We start from the raw sequence: 21,354 nt of genomic DNA, 5'->3' as shown, positions 1-21,354 counted from the left end.
TTTCCGAAAAAATGATATAGTAAAGCGTATGGGTAAATGTCTCGTATTCGTAAATCAAAAAGGCGGCGTCGGCAAAACGACGTCGGTTATCAATATCGGCGCATATATGGCGCTCGCCGGCAAAAAAACGCTTCTCGTCGATTTCGATCCGCAAGGCAATATGTCCAGCGGCGTCGGAGTGGCGAAAGACAAGCCGACCGTTTACGAACTCATCGCCGACCTCGCATCTCCCGCCGACGTCATCAAACACGCATCGGTAAAAAATCTCGACGCTGTCAGCGCTTCCATCGATTTGTCGGGAGCCGCGATAGAACTCGTCGATCAAAGCGACCGCGAATTTTACCTCAAAAAAGCGCTCGAAAACTTAAAGAACGAATACGATTATATCCTCATCGATTGTCCGCCGTCTCTCGGCATTCTGACGCTGAACGGTCTTGCCGCCGCGGATGCGGTGCTCGTTCCGATGCAGTGCGAATACTTTGCGCTCGAAGGCATTACGCTCCTGCTCCAAACGGTAAAAAAAGTGCAGCAGGGCATCAACAAAAATCTTGTGATCGGCGGTATATTTTTTACGATGTACGATTCGCGCACGCGTCTCGCACAGGATGTCGTAACGCAGGTAAAATCGTATTTTAAAGATCTCGTTTTTTCTACGATCATCCCGCGCAACGTGCGGCTTTCCGAAGCGCCGTCCAGAGGTCAGCCCATCTGCGAATACGATCCGTCGTGCGTCGGAGCGGTCAGTTATAAAAAACTTGCGGAAGAGGTGATGCGCCGTGGCTAAAAAAGGCGGACTCGGATTGGGGCGGGGACTCGACGCGCTCATGAATACGGGCGGAGAAAGCGCTTCCGTCGATGCGGATGTCGTTTCCGTGTCGGATATCGCCGCCGGTGCGAAATTGCCCGAAGGTATAGAATCGGATGCGGACGGCGCGCTGTGGGCGGACGTCGCTCTATTGCAGCCGAATCCCCGTCAGCCGCGCAGAGAATTCGATCAGACCTTGCTCGAAGAACTCGCTTCTTCGATCAAAGAGCACGGCGTCGTGCAGCCGATCATCATCGAACCCGCAGGCGAAAAAAACTTTTTTATCATCGCCGGTGAGCGCCGCACGCGCGCGGCAAAACTTGCGGGGCTTGAAAAAGTTCCCGTGCAGATACGGCGCTACAACGATCAAAAAAAGCTCGAAATCGCGCTCATCGAAAATATACAGCGTACCGATTTGAATCCGATCGAAGAAGCGGCCGCGTATTACAATCTCATGCAGATGGGAGATTTGAGCCAGGACGAAGCGGCGCAGCGCGTAGGCAAAAAACGTTCCACCGTTGCAAATGCGCTCCGCCTCTTAAAGCTCCCCGATGATATGCAGGCTTCTCTCATCGAAGGAAAGCTCACGGCAGGTCACGCGCGTGCGTTGCTTTCGGTCGTAAACCCCGCAGACCAGCGCGTGCTTTTTAATAAAATTATCGCAGACGGTCTTTCCGTGCGCCAAGCCGAAGAAAGTGCCGCATCGTTCAACGGCGGGGGCAGAGCTGCGGACGCGAAAAAAAAGCAAAAAAAGCGCGGAGCAAAAGATACCGATATCGCCGCAATCGAACAGAGATTTATCGAAAAGCTCGGTACGAAGTGCAAAATCAACGGGACGCTTGAAAAGGGTTCGATCGAAATCGATTATTTCAGCCGCGCCGACTTGGACAGACTCTACGACGTCATCTCCGGAACATAATTTTCAGTTTTGCGTTCAGCGGTGCCGAAAACTGCGGTACCGAAACGTGCGCCTCTTTTTGTAACTGCGTACGCGCGCATCTGTTTTTCTACGGAGGATGCCGTGAAACATATTTTATTAATATCTTTATCGATTGCATCTGCAGCTGTTTTTGCACAAGGAGCGGCTATGTATAAGGACACGACGGTTCCGCTGAAAAACGTGACGCTGTATTCGTCGGGCGTCGCCTATTACGAACACGAAGGAGAAGCGTCGGGTGCTTCCCGCATCGGCTTATCGTTTACGCCGGAACAGATCAACGACGTTTTAAAATCGCTTATCGTTTCCGATTCGGCGGCAAAAAATATTTCGGTCGCCTATCAGTCGGAAGACGCACTTCGGAAAATCCTCGAAAGTTTGAGCGTCAACCTGAGCGAAGCTTCGGATTTGGCCGATATATTGTATGCCCAGCGCGGCGCGGAGATCGAAGTTGCCACCGGAGAAAAGGCAGCCGAAAAACTCGTCGGAAAAATTTTGACGGTCGACAGACGCGAGCGCGAAGCCGGCGGCGATACGCTTTCGCTCCTTGCTTCCGACGGCGTTCACATCCTTCCGTTCAAAGAGATACGTTCGTTCCGCTTTACCGATCCGAAGCGCGGAGAAGATTTAAATACTGCACTTTCCGTTTTACTTCGCTCTTCGTCCGCTTCGAAAAAAAATCTTTCGATTCTCATCGATGCTGCGGGAAAGCGCGACGTCCGCCTCGCATACGTTATGGAATCCCCCGTGTGGAAGCCGACGTACCGCATCGACGCGGGTTCCGGCACTGCGGAGTTTCAAGCGTGGGCAATCGTCGACAATTCGACCGACATCGACTGGAACGCGGTGCGCTTGACGCTGACGACCGGACGTCCCGTCGGATTTAAACAGGATCTGTATCCGCCGTATTATACATACCGTCCGACGCTGCCCCTCATGGCGGGAGCGGCCGCCGCTGCGGAAACCTACGATTCCGCGTACGGAGAAGCCGATGAAGCGTACACGGAAGCTTCGTCTCCGCGCATGATGATGTCCATGAACAAAGTCGCCGCCGAAGCGAAGATGGGTTCAAGTTACGATTACGGCGATTCGATCCGGGACATCGTAAACCGGAATGTCGCGGCATCCGACGTGTCCGCCGAAATGTTTACGTTTACGCCGGTAAAACCCGTTACGATCGGCCGGCAGGAAAGCGTTATGATCCCGATTGCCGCGGTAAAACTGCCCGCCGAAAAGTTTTCCGTTTTTTCAAATATGCATCTCAGAGAAAACACGCATCCGAAATTCTGCGTCCGCATCGAAAATACGTCCGGCATGAAATTCCCGGCAGGTCCCGTTTCCGTTTTGTCAGAAGGCGCGTATGCGGGAGACGCCGTGCTCGAATTTCTGCCTGCGGGAGATACGCGCATCATCGGCTACGGCGACGATATGGAAGTGAACGGCAGCTTAACAAAAAAAACTTCGTCATCGATCGATACGGTGAAAATCGCAGGCGGACTTTTGCGTACCACGAAAAAACGCGTTTACGATTCGACGTATACGGTAAAAAACTCCGCCGCAAAATCGCGGAAAGTCCTCATCGAACACCCGATCACGGGCAATGCCGCCCTCGTTGCGACGAAAGCGCTGCTTGAAAAAACGCCCGCCCTCTACCGCTTTACGCTTTCGGTCGATAAAAATTCAACCGGCACGCTCGCGGTAAGCGAAAGCGAAATCGTCGAAACTACTGCCGCTCTCATAAAGATGAGTGTAAACGATTTTATCGCCTGCTCAAGCGATGCCGATATGCCGAAAGAGGTGCGAAAAGCGTTTGAAAACATCGCGGCAAAAAAGGCAAAGCTCGACGAAGCGAAGAGCGCCTACGAAAAGCTTTCCGCCGACTGCAAAAATACCGGCGACGAGCAAAGGCGCGCGCGCGAAAACCTCGAAGCGACGGGCTCTTCGACTGCGCAGGGCAAACAATTCCTCGACAAACTGATGCGCCTCGAAAGCGAACTCGATTCGCTTAAAACGAAGACGGAAGCCGCCCGCGCAAATCTCGACAAAGCCGAAAAAGATTTTTCCGATTATCTGAAAACGGTAAAGGCCGGCTGAACGGGCGGCAGATACCGTCGGGAAGCTCGTGTACTGCTGAGCTAAAGAGAAAACGCACTATCGCATTTTTTACTCGCCATCAAAAATGATAGTATTTCCTCGCTATGGTATAATCATTACGCGATGAAAGGGAAGAAAAAATGACTGATTTGTTTCAATGCTGCAATCTTTTAAAGGATTTTATAAGTGAAAAATTGGACGGAGATATAGAAAATTTCAAACAGTATAATTTTTTGCTTTTAGAAAATGATAAAAAATTCGGACGATGCAGTGAGTTCGGAACCGGCTTTGACCCCGATGATACGGAGATAGCGCGAGCCGTTTATTATCTGTTATTCAGCAACAAAGTACATGATACCGATTTGGATTTTTCATTTTCCGATATAGGAACTCATAAAAAATATCGCGGGGACACGCTGAATACATTTAATACGTTATTCGGCGAAAATATGGAAAGAGCTGTAAAATATTCAAACAATGATACGGCTTTTATAAAAGAAGTTGAACAGTTTAAAAATAAATGTTATGTGCTGGGAAACTTTACGATGCTGCCGAACCTTTATGCAAGCGGGCAAACGATCAATCTGTATCGCGGCAATTGGAACACATATAAAGATTATTTTGATGTCTTTCTTTATGAATTGAATAGATGCTACGAAGATACTCCCGATAAAGATAAAATCTTATCCGAATTGATGAAAGCAAATTCATTTTATTTTGATATAGTACACTCGATGGAATTATTTAAAAGGTATAATTTCCTTTTTCCGTATTTTACAACGGAAGGAACTATTCGAGATTCTTTTAGGAGCAAAATCGAAAATTGGGACAGAGAGCCTTCACGATATGTTGTGTTTGCCCACAATTATATTTGCATATCGGAGCATTTGATAGACATGCGGATACAAGCCATTCTCAGAATTTTAAAACGCATTATCGCAAATGTTGAGATAAAAATAAAATATGATGAAATAAACCGAAAATTCGAAAACGGAAAAATCACGAAAGGAAAGGAAAGGTCGGAAAAAGAAGCTTTATTGAGAAAATACGATCCTAATCGAAAAATGGATGGAACTTATTGGTTTATGAAATATGAACTATAAGATTGGAAACAGAGCGGTTTATCATTGACGAAATCGGCTGCCGGGAATATAATAATATTAACAAGGGGGATAGGCGATGGAAGAAATTATTTATGGTTACGGCGGAAAAAAATATACGGTGGAAAAATTAAAAGATTTATGCCCGTCAAGTTCTGAGATAAAAGATCAAAATAAAATAGAACGGGAAACCCATAGACTTAAAATATATCATTCCGAACGATATAACAGTCAAGTCGAAAATTTACCCGGAGAAATCTGGGTCAGATTATCGCAAAAAGGCTGGGAAAGGATATTTGTAAGTAATCAAGCGCGTATAAAATATTTAAAAGATAACGGCAACTTTGAATTTTTAAATCAAGATGAAGATCCTGGCAGATCGGATTTCGGATATTTAGTAATTGATCCCGAAAAAAAGTATCCTGAATTACATAAACTTGTTTCAAACGGATATCCTCTTGTATATAAGTTAGTAGCCATGGCTTTTTTAGGAAAAAACGAATACGAAGGGGATGGATCTGTCATTCACCATATCGATAATAACGGATATGATAATCGTCCTGAAAACCTAATCTGGCTGACTGAAAAAGAACACAATCAAATATAGTACCAGATAAAATTTGCTTTTTCAGAATGCGGGTATTTCTCTCATATATACTTCCTGTAAGCACAGTAAAATAGTTATATCCATACCGGTAAAAGGAAATTTCTAAACGAATTCGCTTAAATAATTCTACACACTATCACAAAATGATAGTCTATGCATGTTACTTATATAACAAGAGGCTACATCATTATGAGTGAAAGTTTTTTCTATTCGGTAAAGGATTTGTCAAAAGACTTGACAAAAATCGGGGGGGGGATAATAAAATCAACCGAATGTATGTTAGGTTAAGAGCGTACTGCACTATGGATTACAGATTTTAAAAAGTGCTTAATTTATCTTAGACAGTTTCGTAAAATAAATTTTGGAGGTTTGTGAAAATGGGAAAAGATTATGAAAAATTCTTTGCAGACTATTATGCGGCTTATGCCAATCGTAATTTTGAGGCTGTAAAAGAATGGAATAAACAACACAAAGCTGATGAAAAACTCTTATGTCCGCAGTTTTTAAGTCCTCTGCCCGAATACGAACATGCCGATCTTAAAGTTATGATTTTCGGACAGGATCGTTGGCATAATCCTGACGACTATATGAAATTGTTAAACGGAGATGATGCTGAATTTAAAAAAGGCGGTATTCGTAAAGCTCCGTTTAACAAGGAATACCGTCGCTTACGGAACTTGATTCAAGAGACTGCAAAAAAGTATGGTAAGTCCGCAGGTTTTATGTGGAACAATCTTATAAAACTTACCACCCTAAAAGGAGGGGCGGGGAAAAAATATTTTAATAAACTAAGCGCGGTACGGGAATCGTCTTTATTGATAAAAGATGAATTGAATTTTTTTAAACCGAATATTCTGATTTTCCTGACCGGTCCGAATTATGATTGTGTAATTCAAGATAAAATTGCCGATATTCATATCTTTGATGTAATTTCCAAAGAAAAAGTTAAACCGTTCCCTGAAGCACAATTGTGTATTTTCAATATAAAAAATATCGATTTCGCCTTACGAACGTATCATCCTCAAGCACGTCTTACTCGCGAAGAATGGAGTAAGCTTCACGGAAAAATAGACCGGCTCATTGCCGATGAAATTGACCGATTATATTCCAAATAATTTTTATAAAAAAAGACGAAAACGAATTGGCACTGCGCCTTTTAAAAAATAATACAACTGTGAATATTTTACTGTACGGTGCTCCCGGATCAGGCAAAACCGAATACGCCCGCGCTCTTGTTAAAAGCGCAGGACTTGTTCCGTACATATTTAAAAACGCGCTTGAAGTTTCCGACAGAAACGATAACCCTGAAAAATATACGCTCGGCCGTTTGAACTGTCTGCTTTCGCTTAATATGAAAAGGTCATAGATATTACTCATTTATTTTTTCATACAGTGCGGCAATTTCTTTTTTCCAGCGGATGACAAGGCGCTTGGGAGCAAACGGTTCGGCTTGAGTTCCCCAGCTTAGGATCAGCTCGAAAATTTTGTCGTACTGACTTGAAGAAAATGTGATCACGGTAGAGTCCTCGTCTTCCGTGAATTTTTGATCGTCCGCCCACTTGTGTTGTTTGATCCACTCCTTTGCGTAGCCGGTAAATTTAATTTTATATTTTTCGATCTTATTGCCTTTGTATGCTCCGAGCCGTCCTCCGCCGCAATAGTAAGAGAAGTCGTATTTTTCGGGAAGTTCGAATGCTTCATCCGTAACGACGATATCCGCCATAAAATTTAAGTCGTATAAAAGCACAAGGTCGGCGTATTCGCTGTAAGCGAAAAGATACACGGAGCCGTTATCCAACAAAAGTTGGTACGGCCGTACGATTCTGAGAGCTTTCGTGTCCGTATATGATTTTGTATAGCGGAAGTTGATTTTATGATTTTTTTGGATCGCTTCGTAAACCTTATCCCAGTTTTTTACATTGACGTCATATTCTATCTGAGGCGGAACGATTACGCGGGCGGAAGATAAAACCGTATCGTCCTTTGCGACCTTGGGTTCAAGAAAATAAATCAGCTTTGTAACACTGTCGAAGAGGGGCGTATTTTTGTATTGCTGCAGCAAACCTTTCAAGCCGGCGACTAAAGCGAGGTTTTGCCGCGTTTTTTTTGAGTAAATCTGTTCGACTTCTTTTTTTATTACGTAGCTTCCGTGAACTTGCCTTTCTTCCAGTAAGTCCATGTCCTTTAGGGTTTTTATCGCTCTGAGTATTGTTATGTTGGCAACTTTAAAGTGATTTTCAAAATACTTTGAATTGTATTTGACATCCGGATGATTCGGCGCGTCTCGCAGTATGCGAAGAATTTCGTAACAACGCTCGTCAAGTTCAGGATCGAGTTCCTTTTGCAGTTTTTTTTCATCGCGCGTCAGCTGCCTTTGTTTTTTTTCTTCTTCGGAAAGGGCTTTGCTCATGAGCACAGTATAGCACGTAAAACGATTGCGATCATTCGATTTTTATCGCCGAATGCGAGTTCGGAAAGTATCGGCTGATAAAGATGTGCTTGCGGCGAGAACTTTGTTTTACCGTCGGATTTGCATTTTGCTACAGTCCGGATTTTTTCGCGTCGTTCCAAAACGCATCTTTGTTTTGCAGGTGATCACGCAAATTATATCGGAAATTTGCAAAATAAAACTCTTACAAACTTGACAAACGCTTTTTTTGAAATATAATAAAAAGATATACCATAAGTGGAGTTATTATATGAGTGTAAGTATTACCATTAAGGATGCGGTAAAAATTTTTGACGGTAAAACGATAATCGACAAATTGAATGTCGGTGTCCGTGCAGGAGAATTTTTTACGCTGCTCGGCCCGTCGGGCTGCGGCAAAACGACGCTGTTGCGCATGATCGCCGGTTTTAATTCCATCGAAGGCGGCGATTTCTATTTTAACGATAAGCGCATAAACGATTTGGATCCTTCGAAGCGGAATATCGGTATGGTGTTCCAAAACTATGCGATCTTTCCGCATTTGACGGTCAGAAAAAACGTCGAATTCGGTTTGCAAAATAAAAAATTGACAAGAACGGAAATACACAACCAAGCGGAAAAGTTTTTAAAATTGATGCAGATCGATCAGTTCGCGGAACGGATGCCGAGCCAGCTTTCCGGCGGTCAGCAGCAGCGCGTCGCGATCGCGCGTGCACTCTGCATCGAACCGAGCGTCTTGCTGATGGACGAACCGCTTTCCAATCTCGACGCAAAACTCCGCGTTGAAATGCGTTCGGTTATCCGCGAAATGCAGAAAAAAATCGGCATTACGACGATTTACGTTACGCACGATCAGGAAGAAGCGATGGCGGTTTCCGACAGGATCGCCGTTTTGAACGGCGGCGTTATCCAGCATATCGGAACGCCGAAAGCGATCTATCAGCGCCCCGTCAATATGTTCGTCGCTTCGTTTATCGGCAGAAGCAATTTAATAAACGGTAAACTCACCGTCCGCGGCGGCTCGTGCTTTTTGTCGATATTCGATTACGAAGTCGAAGTGAAAAACGTGCAGGATCGGTATAAGCACGATCAGGATGTCGTCGTCTCCATACGGCCGGAAGAATTCCTTATGCGGAAGCATGGCGAAGACGGGATATCCGCAAAGATCTTCGACTGCATTTTCCTCGGTTTGAGCACGCACTTTGTCATCACACTGCCGGACGGCATGGAAATCGAAACGATTCAAATTTCGGCGCTCGACGATTTATTGAAAAAAGACAGCGATATAAAGCTCGGTCTCGATATCGATAAGATCAATATTTTTACCGCCGACGGAGAACACAATATTTTGTCCGGCGTAAAAGACGACAATGCGGACACGGAGAGCGTACATGCTGCACAATAAACGAAAAGTCGATGTTTGGACATTTGTGTCTCTCGTCATCATGGCGGCGTTTATATTGACGCTGCTTTATCCGATGATAAAAATTTTCAGGCTGGCGGTGCTCGACGAAAGCGGACGCTTTACGCTGCAGAACTTTGCGACGTTTTTTTCGAAGCCGTACTACAGTCGTACGATATTAAACAGTTTCGAGCTCGCCGTTTTAATTACGCTGTGCTCACTCCTCATCGGTATTCCGTTTTCGTACTTTTATTCGTTTTACGTATTAAAAGGCGCGAAGACGATTTTCATTTTGAGTATTTTGTGCTGTATGTCGGCTCCCTTTATCGGCGCGTACGCGTGGATTCTGCTGCTCGGCAGGTCGGGCGTGCTCACCGTTTTTTTGGAAAACACGCTGCATATAAAAATGTTCGGCAGCATCTACGGTATGGGCGGCATCGTCCTCGTCGAAACGCTTAAACTGTTTCCGCTCGTGTTTATCTATATGAACGGCGCGTTTAAAAACATCGATAACAGTCTGCTCGAAGCGTCCGCAAACCTCGGCTGTGTCGGCATAAACCGTCTGCTCAAAATCATTCTGCGGCTTTGTATGCCGACGATTCTCGCGGCATCGCTGCTCGTGTTTATGCGATCGTTTGCAGATTTCGGAACGCCGCTTTTGCTCGGCGAAGGATTCCGGACGTTCCCGGTGGAGATCTACAATCAATACCTCGGCGAAAACGGTACCGATTTTCATTTTGCGGCGACGATCAGCGTCATCGCAATTGTCATCACGGCGCTCGTGTTTGCATTGCAGAAGTGGGGCACAAATAAATTCAAATTTTCGATCAACGCGCTGCACCCCGTACAGAAGAAAAATCCCGGATTGTTCGGCGGTATTTTGATGAACGCATATTGCTATCTCATCATCGCGTTTTCGTTTTTGCCGCAGCTCTATGTCATCTATCTGTCGTTTAAAAAATGCGATATGGCTGTGTTCAAAGCTGGCTTTTCGTTCGACAGCTACCGTGCTGCGGCCAGACGGCTCTTGTTCCGTTCGTTTTCCAATTCTCTGCTCATAAGCGGCCTCGCGCTGCTCGTCATTATTTTGCTTTCGATCTTTATCGCGTATCTCGTCGTGCGCCGTTCCAATCTCTGGAACAATTTGATCGATTCCATTTCGATGATTCCGTATATTATCCCCGGTTCGGTTATCGGCATTGCGCTCGTCATCGCGTTCAGCAATAAACCTCTGGCGCTGACGGGGACGATGCTCATCATGATCATTTCGTTCGTCATACGACGTATGCCGTATACGATACGTTCGGCGACGGCAAATCTTATTCAAATCCCGATGAGCATCGAAGAAGCGTCCATCAGCCTCGGCACGTCAAAGCTGAAAACCTTCCGCGCCGTCACCGTACCGATGATGACGAACGGTATTTTATCGGGTGCGATTTTGAGCTGGGTTTCGCTCGTAACGGAACTGTCGAGCTCCATCATCCTGTACAACAACAGCACGATCACGCTGACGATGTCCGCATACGTTTCCATCGCGATGGGAAATTACGGGATGGCGTGTGCATTTTCGTCCATCTTGACGGTTTTGACTTTCGTATCGCTGCTCGTCTATCTGAAAGTGAGCGGCGCAGAGGATATACAGGTATAAAAAACATTGTACTTTTGAGGTTCTCAAATTAGTTTTCAAATTTACAAAATATGGAGGTATTTATGAAAACGAAATCGATAATTTTTGCCGCGCTGTTGGCGAGTCTGTGTCTCCCGGTTTTTTCTCTCGGAGAATCCGACAAAAAGAACAACAGGATCGTTCTGTATTCTTCGATGACCGAAAACGATATCGGCAATTTAACGAAATTATTCGAAGCGAAAAATCCGGGAATGACGATCGAAGTCGTCAACGGTTCTGCCGGCGAATTGACGGCGCGGATCCGCGCGGAAAAAAACAATCCGCAGGGCGACGTCATGTGGGGCGGTCTTTCGAACAGTGACGGTAAAATCAATGCCGATCTCTTCGAACCGTTTTTGACGAAGTACGAACCGGAGATCATGGCCGACTACCGATCGAACAACGGTTTTTACAATCTCGATCACCTTTCGACCGTCGTGTTCTGCGTCAACACCGATTTGGAAAAGCAGCTCGGTTTGAACATTAAAGGTTATCCCGATTTGCTCGATCCGAAATTAAAAGGCAAAATCGTTTTTTCGGATCCCAACTCGTCGTCCGCCGCGTGGAACAATGTATGCAATATCATGTCCGTGTACAGAAACGACAGCCCGAAGGCATGGGATTACATCGAAAAACTTATTAAAAACGGTCTCGTCGTTTCGACGTCGTCTTCCGTGTGTTTCAAAAGCGTACAGACGGGCGAATATGTCGTCGGATTGACGTATGAAGACGGTGCTTCGACGCTGCTGAAATCCGGTGCAACGAATATCAGAATGGTGTATCCGGCCGAAGGGACGTCCGCATCGGCGTTCGGCTGCGCGATGATTAAAGGCTGCAAAAATCCCGAAGGCGCAAAAATGCTCATAGAATTTTTGATGAGCCCGGAAGGCGAAACGGAACTCGGCAACGCGCTGCAGACGCTGCGCTTGACGAATACGAAAGCGACGTATACGTCGAAGTATCTCCCCGCAAGCAAAGACGTGAAATGGGTGAGCCGCGATATCGATTGGCTGATTGCGAATAAAAAAGCGGTGCTCGAACGGTGGAACGCGATTTACACGTCGAATCATAAATAAGGAAGACGTTGCGAAAAGCGTTTTACATGAGGAGGGGCTGCCCAAAAACTGAAGTTTTTGGGCAGCCCCTTTTTTCATTTTCATTTGCCACGAACGTGAAAATAGTATATGCTTGCATCTATGCGACAGGCGGTACAAAAAATTGTTAAAGAGCGCGTCGGCGGCATCGGTGCGACTTTTCGGCGAATAGCGCTCATTCTCATTGCGGCCGTTATCTCGGCGTTAAATATGAAAACCTTTATCCGTGCGGGCGATCTTTTTCCCGGCGGTTTTACCGGATTGACGCTGCTCATTCAGCATGTCGCACGGACGTATTTTTCGTTTGAGCTTCCGTACAGTCCCGTCATGCTTGTCATGAACGTCATCCCTATCGTCATCGGTTTTAAATACATCGGCAGACGTTTTACGCTGTACACCTGTCTCATGGTTGTCACCTCTTCCGTACTCGTCGACCTCTTTCCCGATTTTGCGATCATCGACGACGTGCTGCTGTCAGCCGTTTTCGGCGGTATCATTGCGGCGTTTTGCGGATACCTGTGCCTTTGCGCCGGCGCGTCGGGCGGCGGTACCGAAATCATCGCGATTTTCATTTCCGAAAAATACGGCAGAGACGCGTGGAACTATATGCTCGTCTTTAACGCTGCGATCCTTTTGGTCGCCGGCGCGATCTTCGGTTGGGAGCGCGCGCTCTATTCGATTTTTTTCCAATTTTCCGCGACGCAGCTGCTCAATTCCATATACAAGCGTTATCAAAAGACGACGCTCTTTGTCATTACGAACCGTCCCGCCGACGTATACAGGACGATTCACGAAATAACGAACCACGATGCGACGGTCTTCAAAGGCAAGGGCTGCTATCAGGGAGCGGAACGCGATTTGGTGTATTCGGTTGTCGCTGCGGATGAAGTGCAAAAAGTTGCGCGGGAGATAAAAGAAGCCGACCCTCTCGCATTTATCAATATCTTCCATTCGAAGCGGATACTCGGTCAATTTTACCTGCGCCCGAAAGATTAAATTAATAATACGCTATCGTAAAGCCGCCCGTCTTCGTAAAACCGAGCGCCGAATAGGCTTTTTGCGCGGCTTCGTTTCCGTTCCGTGCGTAGAGCACCGGCAGCCGATTCGATGCGACGATTTTTTCGGCGAGCGTTTCGACGAGGAGCGATGCGCATCCCTTTCTTCTGAAATCGGGAGCAGTGTACACTCCGCCTATCTGCGCCCAGCGGATACCGACAGCATTCGTGTTCGCTTTTGCGGCCGGCTCGCCGCGGGCGTTTTGCAGCGCGACGACATATTCGGTTTTTAAAATGCGTTCGAGATTTTTTCGGGTGACGGCGGGATTTTGCGTCCTGCACGGCGGCAGCACTTCTTCGGCTTCGTATGCGAGCTGCAGCGGCATGAGCGCATCGGCATCCCTTATACCGCATCGGACTATTTTAAATTTTTCACAACACGCTTTTTCACCGGCGCCGGCTGCCGCCGCATTTTCCGAAATCGGATTTGCCGCAGCGCACTCCGTACGCATACCGCACATTTGCGGCTCTCCCCGTACCGCCGCATGCCGATCAAGGCGCGTTTGCAGTCCTTTCGATGGTGCCGCGTACCGTTCGCTTTTTGCTTTGATATTTTTTAACGCCGCTTCGGAAAGCGTCATAAGCGCGTATTCGTTTATGTGCAGCAGCGTTCGGCCGAGTTCCGCAAGGATTTTCATGATAAAGTGCGACGCTTCGGCTTCCCCGTTTACGCATGAGATTTTTTTGTCCGACAAAAATGCTTTGACGGAGGTGTAAAAATCCCCGTCGTTTTGCAACGAACGTACATTCGGAATACACAGGAGCATTCTGCTTTTGACGCTTATGACGCCGAGCGTTTCGCGCGCATCGCTTTCGACTGTAAAGCTGTCGCCCCCTCCGAGCCGGATGTGTTCGACGAGCGATACGCAAAAGCGCTCGTACTTTGCGAGGAAGGCGAGCGTTTCCGCTTTCTTTTTTTCATCGACCGGAATAAAGCGCATGACGATACCTTCCGATTTTTTCGCATATCAATAAACGGCGACTCTTGCAAATTATTAATTTCAATTTCGAGTTTCCTAAAACTCGACGTTCGACTTATTAATTTCTGAAGCTGTGAATGGGCGGGGGGATGCGCCCGCCGCGCTCGATGAATTCTTTACAGCCGAACGCGTTTACCGCCATAACCGGTGCGCCGCCTAAGAGACCGCCGAATTCCGCCCAATCACCCGTCGTTTTTCCGGGAACGGGGATGACGCGCACTGCGGTCGTTTTGTTGTTGACCATGCCGATCGCCAGTTCATCCGCGATGATGCCGCTGATAGTCGACGCTTCCGTATCGCCGGGGATCGCTATCATATCGAGGCCGACCGAACACACCGTCGTCATCGCTTCGAGTTTTTCGAGCGTAATCGAGTGCTCTTTTACCGCGCGTATCATCCCCTCGTCTTCCGACACGGGAATGAAGGCGCCCGAAAGACCGCCGACTTTCGTACTCGCCATAACGCCGCCTTTTTTTACCATATCGGTGAGCATAGCGAGAGCTGCCGTCGTACCGGGTGCGCCCGCGCTTTCAAGGCCGCATTCTTCGAGGATGCGCGCGACCGAATCTCCGACGGCGGGAGTCGGCGCAAGCGACAGGTCGAGGATACCGAATTCGACGCCGAGACGATGCGCCGCTTCCGTTCCGACAAGCTGTCCCATGCGCGAAACTTTGAACGCCGTTTTTTTGATGCCGTCGGCAAGTTCGTCGATCGGCTTTCCTTTGTATTCTTTTGCGGCGGCGAGAATGACGCCCGGTCCGGAAACGCCGACGCTCAGCACCGCGTCTCCTTCTCCCGGCCCGTGAAAAGCGCCCGCCATAAACGGATTGTCTTCCGGCGCGTTGCAGAACACGACGAGCTTTGCGCAGCCGATGCCGTCTTTTTCTTTCGTGCGTTCCGCCGTTTTTTTGACGATTTGACCCATGAGCTTTACGGCGTCCATATTGATGCCGCTCTTCGTCGAACCGAGATTGACAGACGAGCATACCCGTTCGGTACATGCAAGAGCCGCGGGAATCGAATCGATGAGGACGGCATCGCCCGCAGTGATACCCTTTTGTACGAGAGCCGAAAAGCCGCCGGCAAAATCGACGTCGAGTTCCTTTGCGGCTTTGTCGAGCGTTTCCGCCCACGCGACGTAATTTCGTTCGCCGCTCGCTTCCGCAATCATCGCAATCGGCGTGACAGCAATACGTTTGTTAATGATAGGCACTCCGAATTCCGCTTCGATTTCGCGGCCGACTTTGACGAGGTTTCCCGCCCGCTTCATAATTTTATCGTAGATGCGGTTTCGGCATTTTTTGCCGTCGTCTGAAATGCAGTCCCGCAGCGAAATGCCCATCGTGATCGCGCGGATGTCGAGCTTTTGCCGCATAAACATATTGACAGTCTGTTCGATTTCGGTCGCTGAAAAAATCATAGAGCTATTTTAGCAGTTGGCGAAAATAAAGTAAATCGGAACACGCGCGCACGAGCGGTACGATTTTCCTGTTCCGTGTTTCGTGCGCTTTGCATACCCGTATGTTATATTGATTATTGTCTACCATTGCAAATTCGTGCGTTAAATCGGTCATCGCATTTTACCATTCTCTTTGTAACAGAAAATCTTTTATGTGGACGATTCGTATGCCGTCGTCCGTTCCACACACGGACGAATCCATGGTAATAACGTATTTGGGGTAGTTGTCTTTTATCGCTTTCAGATTGCCCAGCTCGCGATCGGAATTTTCGGGCACTGTTCTGCAAACCTGAGCGTACATTCTTTGTTCCTGTTTGACGGCGACAAAATCGATTTCCTTGTTGCCGTACTTTCCGATGTAAACGGCAAACCCGCGACGGCGCAATTCAAGATACACGATATTTTCCAAAACGGATGCAATCGCTTTCGGCTCATAGCCGAGTTGACTGTATTTAAATCCGATATCGGAAAGGTAATATTTTTCCTGTGTTTTTAAGACTTCTTTTCCCTGAATAGCATATCGATTGCAGCGGTATATAATAAAAGCTTCTTCCAACCATGCAAGATAATTATAAATCGTTTCGATAGCGACTGAGCGGTGCCAGCTTTTAAAAAAGTCGAAGATCGTTTTTGCGCTGAAATTCTTGCCGAGATTTTCGAGAATAAACCGGACGGCGCGATTGAACATTTCAAGGTTTGAAATATTGTGCCGTTTGGATATATCCCGCGTAACGACGGTAGAAAAAATTCCGTCGATGATTTGATAATTCTCTTCCTGCGTGTGATTTGTTTTTGCAATGAACGGAAATCCGCCGCATCGAAGGTATTGTTCGAAATACGATTCCAACGGCGGTTCCGTTTTTTTCGGGTAATAGAATTTTCTAAATTCGATGAATTCAACAAAAGAAAGCGTGTAAACGGGAATCTGAACGAAGCGGCCGGTAAGATAAGTTGAAATTTCGCTCGAAAGCAATTTGGAATTGGAACCCGTAACATATATATCGACGTTTTCGCTTTCAAAAAGCGAATTGACGCATTTTTCCCAGCCTTGTACTTCCTGCACTTCATCCAAAAGGAGATAGACTTTTTGATTTGTATCCGCCTTTGAGATAAATTCTTTAAGTTCGGCATACATTTTTGCGGAATCAAAATCTTCTTCAAATTCCATCGAAGTATATAGCCGTTCTACAATATTCCGATTTTTTACACCGAGAGAAAACAATTCTTTTTTATAACTTTTAAGAATGGTAGACTTTCCGCTGCGCCGGATGCCGCATAGTATCTTTATGAGTTGCTCGTCTTTAAATTGTTTGAGATTTTCTATAAATAAAATTCTGGAAAGTTCTGCTGTTTCTTTATCGTTCATATTTCAAATTATAACCGAAAAAATTCCGTTTTTCAATAAGTTTTTCAGTATAACATTGAAAAAGTTTTGTGTTATAGTAATTTTTTAAGTTTGTAGCTGAAAAAAATGCAGTTTAGGCTATTTTTACATTTTTTAATTAAAAAAGTTTTTCCTTAATGTTTGCCTTAAAATTAAAAAGTTTATTCGTGCGGAGGGTTTAATACCCCGACGCTTGCGTCGTAACAAAGGGTATTAAAGCCGACTGCAACGACCTTATGAGAACAACATACCGCGACGCTCTGCGTCGGGGTTGTTGATTTTTAATCCCGCACTCGAGTTTTCGGCGGGCGAAACGCTTCGGCTGCACGGAGGTGTATCGTATGAGCATCGTCATGTCGATATGCAAAACGCGTGTTTCGTGCGCTTTGCATACCCGCTTTTTACCGCACCGTAATGATAAAGTCTTTATTCGCTTTTTTAAAATCGTATGCGTATGTTTTTCCGTTGCGCGAAACGACGGCGAAACAGGCGTACGACGGAAGCGAATCTTCGAGCGGAGAATCGACCGTGTCCGTATCGCCGAAGTCTTTTAAAACGGCGACGCCTGCTTTTTGCCACGTACCGTTTTTATCGTTGAACGCGTACAGTGTGAACGAGATATTTTCATCGCTCGTCTCATTGACGAATTTGACATTGTCTTTGAAAACGCCGGGAACGCTCCGTACGTCGACTGTCACCGCATTTTTTTTATAACTTTCGTCGGCTGAGCTGTTCGGCGAATGGATTTTGATACGCAAGTCGTTGTACTTTTTTTCGGCTTCGTATTCGTACACTCCGTTTCCGTCGGGAATGACGGCGACGTATTCGACTTTGCGTATTTTGTCTTCAAAATCGGAATCGATAGTATCGCCGTCGTAAAAGCCTTTGAGCAAAGCTTTGCCGTATAAATTCCACGATGCTTTTTTCGAATCGTAGATGTATACGCGGAACGAAATATTTTCGTCGTCCGACAAATTGATAAGCTTGATATTGTCTTTCATTTTGCCCGGAACGGCGGCGGACGAAACGGCGATGACGGATGCTTTCGGATCGTCGAAGGCCGGAGCATTTTGCTGTGCGAACGCTCCGCATGCGATCGCCGCAGCAAGCCCCGCAATTATTAATTTTTTCATAAAAACCTCCCATAAAAACTTTTGCAGGAAATATCAATTTCCGAAAAAGTTTTTAGCCGTGCGCGTGTGCGCACATGTTCAATAGTCGAGTTTGTAAAATAAAGCGTATCGTATTCATGCGATTTTTATCAAAACGCCACGTATACACGTCTTCTGCAAACATCCGCGCAAACTCGAGATAAAAAGCGACGGCGATATTTCAGACGGCGCTTTTTATCGTACCTCCTTACGGTAATTTATAGCGCGTGACAGGGCACCTGAATCCTGCCGTATCTATGAAACGCTTTATGTGCTATACTGGTTACAGCAATATCATTATGAAACGTATTGAACTTGAACCGGCGCGCATCGCGGATGTGCTGAAAGAAAATCTCGGACAGGAAGATGTCGTCTTTGTTTTTCCGACCGATGTCGCCCTCGTTTCATGGGCGGAATGGTGTGTAAAAAATCCTCAAGCGTCGGGTGTTAAAGCCGTTGCGCTCGAGCGCTTTATCGCGTGGGACACTTTTAAAGAAAAATACGCCGTCGCAAAAGAGAGCGGCCGTCATGCCATGCCTGCCGTGCTCCGAAAAGTATTCGTTCGAAATCTCATCGAAGAAAATGCCGCCGCCGTCCGAAGCGGAAAACCGATTTTTAAGAGCATCGTACATCCGCAGTTTGCCGGAGAAGCCGATTCCTTTGCCGATTGGATTGCAGGAAATCTTCCGCTTTTGAAAACGTGGTATGAAAAATTTTCCCGCTATGCAAGCGATCATCCCGAAGCGGCAGACGATGAAGACGAAGATTATCTTACGCTCTACCGGCGCTATGTCGATTTTTTAGGCGATGAGATGTTCGAGCCTGCGTGGCTCGTGCCTGACTTTACGGAAGAGCGTAAAAAATTTATTATTTTTTTCCCGGAACAGCTTGAAGATTTCGACGAATACGAAGCGGTCTTTGCTACTGCCGAAAACATAACTTCTTACGTGCTTCCCGAAAAAGAAGTGCATGCGAGCGAAGTGTTCGTTTATCCCGATGCGAGGACGGAGCTTCGAAGAACGGCGCTCTGCATTCGGGACATCGTCGGAAAAAGCGGCGGAGAGCTTTCGTATGAAGATATCGCGCTGCACGTTCCCGAACTCGAAACCTACCGGCCGTATATCGAACGGGAACTTGCGAACTACCGCATTCCCTTTGTCGTGCGAAGCGGGGTGCGCTTTACGGTCGGCAGCGCCGGCAGCATTTTTGAAGATATCGACGAATGCCGAAAAACCGATTATTCGTACGACAGCGTGCGCCGCCTCGTACTCGACGGGCGCGTGCCGTGGAAAAACAAAGCGCTCAACGAAAACCTCGTGCGCGAAGGGAACCGGCTGCACTGCATCTGCAATTACGGCGGCGGAGACGTATGGATCGAATCGCTCGGTAAATCCGGACGAAGCGAGCGTGAGCTTGAATTATACAAGCGATTAAAAAAATCGATCGAAGCCGTTACGGGTGCGAAGACCTTCGAAGGCTTGCGGACGGCGTGGCTTATGTTTAAAAACGAATTCCTTGCCGATGACGAGTTCAGCGTCGAAGCGAATAATGTTCTCGGACGCTGCATTGCAGAGCTTGAAACGCTTGTCGCTATCGAAAAAGATTATATCGTGCCGCTTGATTTGCAGCTTCGCTCTCCGTTTTCTTTTTTTATCAACGAGCTGAGAAGCAAAACCTATCGCCCGCAGGATACGCTTTCGGGAGTTTCCGTCTTCGATTATAAAGTCGCAGCCTGCGCCGCCTATCCTGTCAACATCGTCATCAACTGTACGCAGGACGCCATCACCGTCGTCCGTAAGCCGCTCGGTTTTCTCAATACGCAAAAACGCCGTGCGCTCGGCATACGCGATTCCGATGCGGCGTCTACCGCCTTTATCAGATTGTACGGGAAATTTAATAATACGGACGGGGCGCGGAGTATCTTTTCGTGCAGCGAACGGACTTTCTCAGGCTTTGCAATCTCGCATACGTATTTCGATATCGCTCCCGTCGAAAAAAATCATACGCCGTTCGACGAACTCGATGCAAACGATTTTATCCTCAATGAAAGAAAATGGTTTTTATCGGAATCGAATGCTCCCCGCGCTTTAAGCGACCTGCAAAAGGTGCAGTATGAACATTGGAAAGCGTCTTCGGATTTTTCCGTAAACGCTCCCCGCCCGCAATCCGTAGACGCCGGTGTCAAAAAAACAATCGACTATGTTTTGAAAGAGCGCCGCACACCGAACGGCTCTTCAACCGAAGACGCTTTTGCGGTAAAGATCAGCCAAAGCGATATGCGGGATTTTTTCCCGTGTCCCCGGAAATGGATTTTCAAATCGGTCGTCAAACTCTGCGGAGATTCCCTCGATGCGTCCTTGTTCGAAAAATACGATCAGGGAAACATCAATCACAAAATCCTCGAATTGCTTTTTAAAACCTTTGATACGCTGCCGGTCACGGATGAAGACGGAACTTTCGGAGAGCGTGAAAACGACATACGAAAATTAATAAAAGAAAAAACAGGGGAAGCGATTCGCGACAAGTCGTTCGATTTTTATCAAAGCCCGATTGCGCTTCGCGTGCTTGAAGAGCAATCGCATAAATTCGAAAAGATCATCATCGATTTTTTGCACGAGTTTTGTAAAAAAGAAAAAGGTTTCGGCGGCTGCCGCGTCGTTTCGACGGAAGCGCTGTGTGAAGCGTGGGAGCGCGGAAATCGTTACAAGTATTTCGGAAAAATCGACTGCGTGCTTTCCGATGACGCGGGGCGGATCATCATCGTCGACTATAAAAATACGTCTCTTCCGTCGATCGCTTCGTGCCGCGCGGATGAAACGACGGGTACGCTCGACAATTTCCAATGCGCCATGTATGTAACGCTGTGGAATCTTGCCGATCCCGTTAAAGTCGATAAAATGGTCTTCTGTTCGATAAAAAGTGCGGGTGAAAGCGTCGCCGTTATCGACGATGAGAACGCAAAAAAAACGCCCGAATCCTATGAGCCGACGCTTTCGGTATTTGAGCGCTATGCTTCCCTCTTTTACGAAACGGTCGAAAACGGAAATCCCGAACCTGTTCGAGGAGTGCAGCGCGGGGATGACGCGCTCATCGCCCCCGACGTGTATTCTGACTGTATGGCTTGCGATTTTAAAACGATCTGCCGCACGACATATACGGTCGCATCTCACAAACTGTAACTCGGGAGCCTGC

At 46.9% G+C, this 21,354-nt stretch carries 17 protein-coding genes; 12 read left to right on the top strand and 5 right to left on the bottom strand.

Annotated features, from left to right (window positions below; all coding sequences use genetic code 11):
- The first annotated feature begins 28 nt into the window (after positions 1–28).
- The 7 genes from IZU26_RS03295 to IZU26_RS03265 all read left to right on the top strand — a co-directional run bounded on the left by IZU26_RS03295 (position 29) and on the right by IZU26_RS03265 (position 6,909).
- The gene (locus IZU26_RS03295) at positions 29–784 is read left to right on the top strand and encodes a ParA family protein (RefSeq protein ID WP_385974108.1); all 756 of its coding nucleotides are present in this window, start codon (positions 29–31) and stop codon (positions 782–784) included.
- A complete protein-coding gene (locus IZU26_RS03290; protein WP_433276755.1) occupies positions 777–1,724 on the top strand; it encodes a ParB/RepB/Spo0J family partition protein in 948 nt (315 codons plus the stop codon). The genes IZU26_RS03295 and IZU26_RS03290 overlap by 8 nt, the downstream gene beginning before the upstream one ends.
- 168 nt (positions 1,725–1,892) lie before the next feature.
- Positions 1,893–3,836: a DUF4139 domain-containing protein gene (locus IZU26_RS03285; RefSeq protein WP_433276753.1), complete on the top strand. Its 1,944-nt coding sequence runs from the start codon at positions 1,893–1,895 to the stop codon at positions 3,834–3,836.
- A gap of 140 nt (positions 3,837–3,976) precedes the next feature.
- A complete protein-coding gene (locus IZU26_RS03280) occupies positions 3,977–4,939 on the top strand; it encodes a DUF6994 family protein (RefSeq protein ID WP_433276751.1) in 963 nt (320 codons plus the stop codon).
- A 76-nt stretch (positions 4,940–5,015) separates the two neighbouring features.
- Positions 5,016–5,543, top strand: a complete 528-nt coding sequence (locus tag IZU26_RS03275) for an HNH endonuclease (protein WP_433276749.1) — start codon at positions 5,016–5,018, stop codon at positions 5,541–5,543.
- Positions 5,544–5,920: 377 nt separating this feature from the next.
- Positions 5,921–6,658, top strand: a complete 738-nt coding sequence (locus IZU26_RS03270; RefSeq protein ID WP_433276747.1) for a hypothetical protein — start codon at positions 5,921–5,923, stop codon at positions 6,656–6,658.
- Positions 6,659–6,717: 59 nt separating this feature from the next.
- Positions 6,718–6,909 (top strand): AAA family ATPase, encoded by a 192-nt coding sequence (locus IZU26_RS03265; protein ID WP_433276745.1) that lies wholly within the window; start codon positions 6,718–6,720, stop codon positions 6,907–6,909.
- A gap of 3 nt (positions 6,910–6,912) precedes the next feature.
- Here IZU26_RS03265 and IZU26_RS03260 read toward each other — a convergent pair whose 3' ends face one another.
- Positions 6,913–7,953: a helix-turn-helix transcriptional regulator gene (locus IZU26_RS03260; RefSeq protein WP_433276743.1), complete on the bottom strand. Its 1,041-nt coding sequence runs from the start codon at positions 7,951–7,953 to the stop codon at positions 6,913–6,915.
- Between the two features lie 289 nt (positions 7,954–8,242).
- On the opposite strand from IZU26_RS03260, the gene IZU26_RS03255 reads away from it, so the two are divergent.
- The 4 genes from IZU26_RS03255 (at position 8,243) to IZU26_RS03240 (ending at position 13,129) form a co-directional block, all read left to right on the top strand.
- Entirely contained in the window at positions 8,243–9,376 is a 1,134-nt protein-coding gene (locus IZU26_RS03255) for an ABC transporter ATP-binding protein (RefSeq protein ID WP_277055281.1), read from the top strand.
- Complete coding sequence (locus IZU26_RS03250; RefSeq protein WP_433276740.1) at positions 9,363–11,021, top strand: ABC transporter permease; 1,659 nt, start codon at positions 9,363–9,365, stop codon at positions 11,019–11,021. Before IZU26_RS03255 ends, IZU26_RS03250 begins: the two co-directional genes overlap by 14 nt.
- 62 nt (positions 11,022–11,083) lie before the next feature.
- Complete coding sequence (locus IZU26_RS03245; protein ID WP_433276738.1) at positions 11,084–12,115, top strand: extracellular solute-binding protein; 1,032 nt, start codon at positions 11,084–11,086, stop codon at positions 12,113–12,115.
- A gap of 120 nt (positions 12,116–12,235) precedes the next feature.
- Positions 12,236–13,129, top strand: a complete 894-nt coding sequence (locus IZU26_RS03240; RefSeq protein ID WP_433276736.1) for a YitT family protein — start codon at positions 12,236–12,238, stop codon at positions 13,127–13,129.
- A gap of 1 nt (position 13,130) precedes the next feature.
- On the opposite strand, the gene IZU26_RS03235 is transcribed toward IZU26_RS03240, so the two are convergent.
- The 4 genes from IZU26_RS03235 to IZU26_RS03220 form a co-directional block, all read right to left on the bottom strand.
- Positions 13,131–14,129 carry a GNAT family N-acetyltransferase gene (locus IZU26_RS03235; RefSeq protein ID WP_433276734.1) on the bottom strand — a complete coding sequence of 333 codons (999 nt, stop codon included), beginning with the start codon at positions 14,127–14,129 and terminating at the stop codon, positions 13,131–13,133.
- A gap of 97 nt (positions 14,130–14,226) precedes the next feature.
- Positions 14,227–15,588: a PFL family protein gene (locus IZU26_RS03230; RefSeq protein WP_433276732.1), complete on the bottom strand. Its 1,362-nt coding sequence runs from the start codon at positions 15,586–15,588 to the stop codon at positions 14,227–14,229.
- 160 nt (positions 15,589–15,748) lie between these two features.
- Positions 15,749–16,993: an ATP-binding protein gene (locus IZU26_RS03225; RefSeq protein WP_433276730.1), complete on the bottom strand. Its 1,245-nt coding sequence runs from the start codon at positions 16,991–16,993 to the stop codon at positions 15,749–15,751.
- A gap of 419 nt (positions 16,994–17,412) precedes the next feature.
- Positions 17,413–18,144, bottom strand: a complete 732-nt coding sequence (locus IZU26_RS03220; protein ID WP_433276728.1) for a hypothetical protein — start codon at positions 18,142–18,144, stop codon at positions 17,413–17,415.
- A gap of 317 nt (positions 18,145–18,461) precedes the next feature.
- On the opposite strand from IZU26_RS03220, the gene IZU26_RS03215 reads away from it, so the two are divergent.
- Positions 18,462–21,341, top strand: coding sequence for a PD-(D/E)XK nuclease family protein (locus IZU26_RS03215; protein WP_433276726.1), 2,880 nt, complete (start codon positions 18,462–18,464; stop codon positions 21,339–21,341).
- Positions 21,342–21,354: the final 13 nt, after the last annotated feature.

It is taken from the genome of Treponema sp. SP13, assembly GCF_050938355.1.
In the GTDB taxonomy this organism is placed as follows: Bacteria; Spirochaetota; Spirochaetia; order Treponematales; family Treponemataceae; genus Treponema_D; species Treponema_D socranskii.
This window is presented reverse-complemented; position numbering and strand designations above follow the sequence as displayed.